The 7,145-nt window shown below is 45.0% G+C and carries 9 protein-coding genes and 1 riboswitch; of the genes, 1 reads left to right on the top strand and 8 read right to left on the bottom strand.

Going from position 1 to position 7,145, the window contains the following annotated elements:
- The first annotated feature begins 24 nt into the window (after positions 1 to 24).
- The gene (locus RDS42_RS10320; protein ID WP_308783594.1) at positions 25 to 588 is read left to right on the top strand and encodes a class I SAM-dependent methyltransferase; all 564 of its coding nucleotides are present in this window, start codon (positions 25 to 27) and stop codon (positions 586 to 588) included.
- An 11-nt stretch (positions 589 to 599) separates the two neighbouring features.
- Here RDS42_RS10320 and thiC read toward each other — a convergent pair whose 3' ends face one another.
- The 8 genes from thiC to thiS are packed head-to-tail and all read right to left on the bottom strand — an operon-like array spanning position 600 to position 6,931.
- Positions 600 to 1,904, bottom strand: coding sequence for a phosphomethylpyrimidine synthase ThiC (thiC, locus tag RDS42_RS10315; protein WP_308783593.1), 1,305 nt, complete (start codon positions 1,902 to 1,904; stop codon positions 600 to 602).
- Positions 1,901 to 2,716: a bifunctional hydroxymethylpyrimidine kinase/phosphomethylpyrimidine kinase gene (gene thiD / locus RDS42_RS10310; RefSeq protein WP_308783592.1), complete on the bottom strand. Its 816-nt coding sequence runs from the start codon at positions 2,714 to 2,716 to the stop codon at positions 1,901 to 1,903. The genes thiC and thiD overlap by 4 nt, the downstream gene beginning before the upstream one ends.
- A complete protein-coding gene (thiE, locus tag RDS42_RS10305) occupies positions 2,713 to 3,354 on the bottom strand; it encodes a thiamine phosphate synthase (RefSeq protein ID WP_308783591.1) in 642 nt (213 codons plus the stop codon). The genes thiD and thiE overlap by 4 nt, the downstream gene beginning before the upstream one ends.
- Positions 3,355 to 3,358: 4 nt before the next feature.
- On the bottom strand, positions 3,359 to 3,979 hold the full coding sequence (locus tag RDS42_RS10300; RefSeq protein ID WP_308783590.1) for a thiamine phosphate synthase: 621 nt from the start codon (positions 3,977 to 3,979) through the stop codon (positions 3,359 to 3,361).
- Between the two features lie 27 nt (positions 3,980 to 4,006).
- A complete protein-coding gene (gene thiH, locus RDS42_RS10295) occupies positions 4,007 to 5,260 on the bottom strand; it encodes a 2-iminoacetate synthase ThiH (RefSeq protein WP_308783589.1) in 1,254 nt (417 codons plus the stop codon).
- Positions 5,261 to 5,271: 11 nt separating this feature from the next.
- Positions 5,272 to 6,042 (bottom strand): thiazole synthase, encoded by a 771-nt coding sequence (locus RDS42_RS10290; RefSeq protein ID WP_308783588.1) that lies wholly within the window; start codon positions 6,040 to 6,042, stop codon positions 5,272 to 5,274.
- Positions 6,043 to 6,090: 48 nt separating this feature from the next.
- Positions 6,091 to 6,726, bottom strand: a complete 636-nt coding sequence (gene thiF, locus RDS42_RS10285) for a thiamine biosynthesis protein ThiF (RefSeq protein ID WP_308783587.1) — start codon at positions 6,724 to 6,726, stop codon at positions 6,091 to 6,093.
- A gap of 1 nt (position 6,727) precedes the next feature.
- On the bottom strand, positions 6,728 to 6,931 hold the full coding sequence (gene thiS, locus RDS42_RS10280; protein WP_334307436.1) for a sulfur carrier protein ThiS: 204 nt from the start codon (positions 6,929 to 6,931) through the stop codon (positions 6,728 to 6,730).
- A gap of 84 nt (positions 6,932 to 7,015) precedes the next feature.
- Positions 7,016 to 7,122: riboswitch (TPP riboswitch) on the bottom strand.
- Positions 7,123 to 7,145 lie beyond the last annotated feature (23 nt).

Genomic DNA, 7,145 nt, shown 5'->3' with positions numbered 1-7,145 from the left:
ACTTTTAAAAAGGAAGATGATTTTATGAATTCATATCAAATCACTGAGTGGTGTGCTCATTTTATACGTGAACAGGTAAAACCTGGAGATCTTTGCATAGATGCCACTATGGGAAATGGAAATGATACGCTTCTTCTCAGCACTTTATGTGGAGAAGATGGACATGTGACTGCTTTTGACATCCAGGAACAGGCTCTTATCCATACAAAAAAGCGCCTGACCGATGCAGGCGCTCCTGATAATTATACACTTCTCCTGGAATCTCATATAAACATGAACCGCTATGCAGAATCTGATTCCATAAGCTGTATTGTCTTTAATCTTGGCTATCTCCCTGGCGGTGACCACAAAAAAGCCACCAAAGGAGAATCCAGTATACAGGCTCTTACACAGTCCCTTACTTTACTGAAAAAAGGAGGTATGATTTCTCTGTGCATCTACAGTGGCGGAGATTCCGGTTTTCAGGAAAGAGAGCAGGTTCTTTCCTGGCTGAAAGACCTTGACTCCAAAAAATATCTGGTAATCCGCAGCGACTATTATAATCGCCCCAACAATCCGCCGATACCAGTACTGATCATACGGCTGTGATACTTTTTCTCTTAAAGAATATCAATGTATTCTCCATTTAATGCTTTATTCATGCTACGGACGGCACAGAACTTTCCGCACATAGAACAGCTGTCCTCATGTTCCGGAGCACGATCATCACGAATACTTTTAGCAGTTTCAGGATCTATAGAACACTCCCACTGCTTTTCCCAGTCAAAGGTTCTTCTTGCATCTGCCATGGCGTCGTCCATGTCCCTTGCATGAGGAACTTTTTTAGCGATATCTGCCGCATGAGCAGCAATCTTCGAAGCAATGATACCCTGCTTCACATCCTCCACATTTGGAAGGGCAAGATGTTCTGCCGGTGTCACATAACAAAGAAATGCAGCTCCTGCTGATGCTGCAACCGCCCCGCCGATAGCAGCGGTAATATGGTCATAGCCTGGAGCAATATCAGTAACGATGGGGCCCAGAACATAAAAAGGTGCTCCCATACAGATTGTCTGCTGAAGCTTCATATTTGCTTCAATCTGATCCAATGGCATATGACCTGGTCCCTCTACCATAACCTGCACGTCTTTGGCCCATGCGCGTTTTGTCAGTTCTCCCAGGCGCACCAGTTCTTCAATCTGGCATACATCACTGGCATCTGCAAGGCAGCCTGGACGGCAGGCATCTCCAAGAGAAATTGTCACGTCATATTCCCGGCAGATATCCAGGATTTCATCATAATATTCATAAAAAGGATTCTCTTCTCCGGTCATGCTCATCCATGCAAACACCAGAGATCCGCCTCTTGATACAATATTCATTTTCCTTTTGTGCGTACGGATCTGGTCTATTGTCTTTCTTGTGATCCCGCAGTGAAGAGTCACAAAATCAACTCCATCCTCCGCATGCAGGCGGATCACATCAATGAAATCCTTTGCAGATAGTGTAGAAAGATCTCTCTGATAATGAATCACGCTGTCATAAACCGGAACGGTGCCGATCATAGCCGGGCATTCTCCCGTCAGTTTTTTTCGGAAAGGCTGTGTATTTCCATGAGACGAAAGATCCATGATCGCTTCTGCTCCCATATCTACCGCTGCCATTACCTTTTTCATCTCCACATCGTAATCCTTACAGTCTCTGGATACTCCAAGATTCACATTGATCTTAGTACGCAGCATAGAGCCCACTCCATTGGGATCAATGCAGGTATGAAGCCTGTTTGCACAGATCACTGCCTGTCCTTTTGCCACAAGGTCACGGATTTCCTCCTCTGTACGATATTCCTTTTCTGCCACAATCTTCATTTCCGGTGTAATGATGCCGCGCCTTGCCGCATCCATCTGTGTTGTATATTCTCTCATATATTTTCCCTTTCTGCTTTTTTATAGCTTATCCGATATCCATGATCCAGAGGTCCGTTTCCTTTTCCAATATCAAGCCCTGCTTCAAGCGCCCCGGAAATATACTCCTTGGCTTCTTTCACCGACTCTTCTACATCCATTCCTTTTGCAAGAAAAGATGCGATCGCAGAAGACAGCGTACATCCTGTTCCGTGCGTATTGGGATTCTGGATCCTCCTTCCAGGAAACCAGGTAAGCCGGCCGTTGCCATAAAGAAGATCATCTGCATCGCTGACACTGTGTCCCCCTTTTAAAAGTACTGCCCGGATGCCACGGATTCCCAGATATAAGGCTGCCGCCTCCATATCTTCTTTGCTTCTTATTTTTCTTCCGGTAAGCACCTCTGCCTCAGGAATATTGGGTGTGATCACTGAGGCCATGGGAAACAGCTGATCTTCCATAATCGTCCGTGCTTCTTCCTGCATAAGAACTGAACCGCTGGTGGACACCATCACAGGATCCACTACTATTTTTTTTGCTCCATAATAACGAAGCTTGTCTGCAATCACACGGACCAGCGGTCCGGATGAAACCATACCTATTTTTACAGCATCCGGATAAATATCCTCAAAAACTGCGTCCAGCTGCTGTTCTAAAAATTCCGGAGCAACCTCCATAACTGCTCTTACACCCATGGTATTCTGAGCAGTCAGTGCCGTTACTGCGCTCATGGCATAGACTCCGTTCATGATCATAGTTTTAATATCTGCCTGTATTCCCGCTCCTCCGCTGGAATCGCTTCCTGCAATGGTTAAAACTGTAGGACGTTTCATAAGTACACTGTCTCCTGAATTTTTTTCTTTAATCTGGCTGTTTCTTTTTTGATATCAGCAGCTCCAAACACTGCAGATACCACAGCCACTCCTGCCATTCTGCCGCCCCTAAGGGTGCCTGCATTTTCATATGTGATCCCACCTATAGCTACTGCCGGGATTCTGACAGAGCTGCATATTTTTTTCAGCAGCTCCAGCGTAATACGGATAGCATTTTTCTTGGTAGGAGAAGGAAATACCGCTCCCACCCCAATATAATCAGCCCCTTCTTTTTCAGCTCTCTGTGCCTGTTCTGTTGTTTTTGCAGTAGCTCCTATGATAAAATCTCCGGGAGTCATTTTTCGTATCTCTTCTACCGGAGTATCTTCTATACCTACATGCACTCCGTCTGCACCGCTTTTTAAAGCCACCTCCACATTGTCATTAATGATCAGAGCTGTTCCATACCTATGGCAAAGCTCCGTTATCTCCCTGGCTTCTTTGAGAAATTCCTCCTGCGACATATTTTTTTCGCGAAGCTGTATCAACGTTGCGCCGCCTTTTAACGCTTCCTCTACCTGTTGATATAAAGTTTTTTCTCCCGTCCATTTCCTGTCAGTCACTGCATAAAGCAGCAGCATTTCCTTTTTAAATTTCATCTGTTCACTCCTTGAATCCTTCCAGATATTCTTTCGGATCTTCACAGGTCATAAGTCCACTCATCACACAGGCTCCTGCCGCTCCTGTACGCCGTATTTTTTCCATAGCAGTTCCGGTAATCCCCCCTATGGCGTAAACCGGAACAGAAACTTTCTGACATACCTGCTCCAGAAACTCCAGACCTCTCCCCGGCAGTCCTTTTTTGCAGTCCGTTTCAAAAATATGTCCGACTGTAATATAGGTACAGCCCATCTTCTCCGCCAGAACTGCATCCTCTCCTGAATGACAGGACGCACCCATAATCCGAAACTGCTTTCGCTTTTCCGGATCCATATTCATAAGTATCGAAAGCGGAAGATGAATTGCATCGCATTCCAGCTTAAGAGCTGTATCAAAAAAACTGTGAAGGATACATCTCGTTTCCTGTTTCCGGCAGATTTTCAATACCTGCTCTGCAAGGTTTCTGTATTCTTCTTCCGAAAGATCCTTTTCTCTGAGGATAATTCCGGCCGGATGGGCTTCTGCGATCTTCTCTATACGATCAAGAAACTTTTCTCTGCACAGCTTTCTGTTTGTTACGGACAGGATATCAGAACCATTTATGATCTCTGTTCTTTTTTTCATATCCTTCCGTGCCTTTCTCCAGCATTCCTATACATAAACATAATCATTCAGCACCGGCTGAAGGCCTTCCTCTTCAATATCCTGGTACATGTCATCCAGACTTCTGCTGTCATCAATCTCAAACTGCTCGTCTCCTGAGACCTCCTGAGAATCTTTTCCGCTGTACTTTTTTTCATGATCCCCAATGCCGGTAGAAACACCTGCAGAAACTTTTGTAGCTGCTATTTTTACGATGCCGTTACGAAACTGTGCACTTTCTCTGGAGGATACGGTGATCCCTGCAAAGGGCAAAAAGATACGATAGGCACAGATGATCTGGCAAAGCTGTTTTTCATGGACATCAAGAGGATTGATCTTATCATTATTAATAATCGGACGAAGTCTTGGACAGGAAAGAGACATTTCTGCATGAGGATATTTCCTCTGAAGAAAATATGCATGCAGTCCGGTTGCCAGTGCATCCTTCCGAAAATCCGAAAGACCCAGAAGGGCAGAAAACGCCACGCCTCTCATGCCTCCTCTCAGGGCTCTCTCCTGTGCATCAAACCGATACGGCCATACTCGTTTATGCCCCATCAGATGAAGAGTTTCATATTTATCCGCATCATAGGTTTCCTGAAAAACCGTCACATAATCTGCACCGCACTTATGAAGATATGCATATTCCTCTGTATTTACCGGATAAATTTCCAGTCCTACCATGCGGAAATATTTCCGTGCCAGTCTGCAGGCCTCACCGATATATTCCACATCACTCTGACTCCGGCTTTCTCCTGTCAGGATCAAAATTTCTTCCATTCCGCTGTCTGCGATTACCTGCATCTCTTTTTCAATCTGTTCCATAGAAAGTTTCATCCGGCTGATATGGTTGTAGCAGTTAAAGCCACAGTAAACGCAGTAATTTTCACAATAGTTCGCAATATATAAAGGAGTGAAAAAATATACGGTATTTCCAAAATGTCTGCTGGTCTCTCTGCTGGCTTTCTGTGCCATTTTTTCCAGAAACGGTTCTGCTGCAGGAGAAAGCAGGGCTTTGAAATCTTCAATAGAGCATGTTTCGTGTTCCAGGGCTGCCTTTACATCTGCAGCTGTATACCGGGTATAATCATACTCTTCCATATGCTTTATGACATTTTCACATACGTCTGACGAAATCCTTTCCATTCCCGGGAGGTATTCCATATGATTTTTCCGAAAAGACGGGTCTGTTTCCAGACGGTGCTTTTTTTCCAGTGCTTTTTCTGAAAGGAATTCAGAATCGATAAAAAACTGATTTTCCATAGTTACACCCCTTAATCTCTGAGAAATCCTGTTAACGGATCCGAGGCAGAGCCTCCTCTGGTAAGAACTCTTCCAAGTCCGGAAAGGTATGCTTTCCGTCCTGCCTCAATTGCCTGACGAAATGCAGCTGCCATCAGCGGAAGATCTCCGGCTGTGGCAAGTGCAGTATTTGCCATAATAGCTGCCGCACCCATCTCCATTGCCTCACAGGCCTGAGAGGGCTTTCCGATTCCTGCGTCTACAATAACAGGAAGATCTATCTCATCTACCAGAATCTGGATAAAATCTTTTGTAGCAAGTCCTTTGTTAGATCCGATAGGAGCGGCCAGAGGCATAACTGCAGCTGCTCCGGCATTAACCAGATCACGGGCTGCATATAAATCCGGATACATATAGGGAAGCACCACAAATCCTTTCTCAGCCAGCATTTCCGTAGCGCGGATTGTCTCCTGATTATCCGGAAGAAGATATTTGGAATCCCGCATGATCTCGATCTTTACAAAATTCCCACATCCCAGCTCTCTCGCAAGACAGGCAATACGCACTGCTTCCTCTGCCGTTCTTGCACCGCTGGTATTTGGAAGAAGGGTTACTCCTTCCGGAATATAATCCAAAATATTTTCCTGTTCTTTTGTATTAGCACGACGGACAGCCAATGTAATAATCTCTGCCCCCGCATCCTTGACAGCTGCTTCAATCAGCTTCAGGGAATATTTTCCTGATCCCAGAATAAAACGGGAATGAAATTCATGTCCTCCAATGATCAGCTTATCGTCCTTCATAATTGTTTCTCCTTTTCCTGCAAGCTTTGTATTTTTATCTGTTCGCTTTTATGCATCATGTTCTCCTGCCAATATCCGCAAAACAATATGCGCCTGATGAGCTGCACAGAGCATCACTCTGGCAGAAAACAGCCCCGTCTCCTCTGACACCTCACTGACCCCGTCTCCACACAGGTAAAAATTCTCTGTGATCTTCCGGGTACAGATAATATTTCCACTTCCAAGTCCTGCCATCCCGGACGCTGCCACCAGATATTTTCCTTTCATACGGTTAAGCACCGTGTCAGTCAAAACAGCCTTGCATTCCGGGTCGTCAAATGCTTCACAGATAATGTCTGCTTCATCCAAAAGCTCCGGAATATTTTTTTCTGTCAGCTTTTTACAATAAGTTTTTATCTGTACATAAGGCGCAGCCTCCTTCAGATTTTCTTTAAGCGCCTCTGTCTTGTCCAGTCCGATCTGATCCGCCTTGTACTGCTGACGATTCAGATTTGTAATATCCACCCTGTCAAAGTCTATCAGGAGCAATCGTCCTATCCCTGCACGTGCAAGTGCAAACGCAATATGAGAACCGAGACCACCCAGACCACAGACCGCCACTGCGGCAGATGCAAATTTCTTCTGAAGCTCTTTTCCATGACGCTCTTCAAGCGCTTTGTACATGTCGTCTTTTGTGGGTATCATTTCAGCCTCCTCCAACAAAGCTCACTACTTCTATAACGTCTCCATCTTCCAGAACAGTACTGTCATATTCCGCCTTTGGCAGTATCTCTCCGTTTTTCTCAACTGCCACCCGGGGGGTGCAGTATCCTGTTTTTTCTAAATAATCTGCTACAGTCTGTCCCTGTACCGGCCGCTCTTCTCCATTTATCTTTACCAAAATTTTCACCTCTTTTCCTGATGAGCCCTGACTGTCCTGCCTGTTAAGAAAAAAACGGGAAATTACCAATTTCGGTAATTTCCCGTTATACATACACTTATGCTCAGGCATCCCTACGTTGGCATTATCCAAATCAGGTTATCGGTCGAAGGTCATACCTTCCTCTCAGCCTGTCATACAAGCTCCCGTCTGCTTCATTTAATTTTCGATTTTTATTATATAC

Source organism: uncultured Blautia sp., from assembly GCF_902497045.1.
Classification (GTDB): domain Bacteria; phylum Bacillota; class Clostridia; order Lachnospirales; family Lachnospiraceae; genus Blautia_A.
The sequence above is the reverse complement of the archived record's forward strand: the minus strand, read 5'-3'. Positions and strand labels throughout refer to the sequence as shown.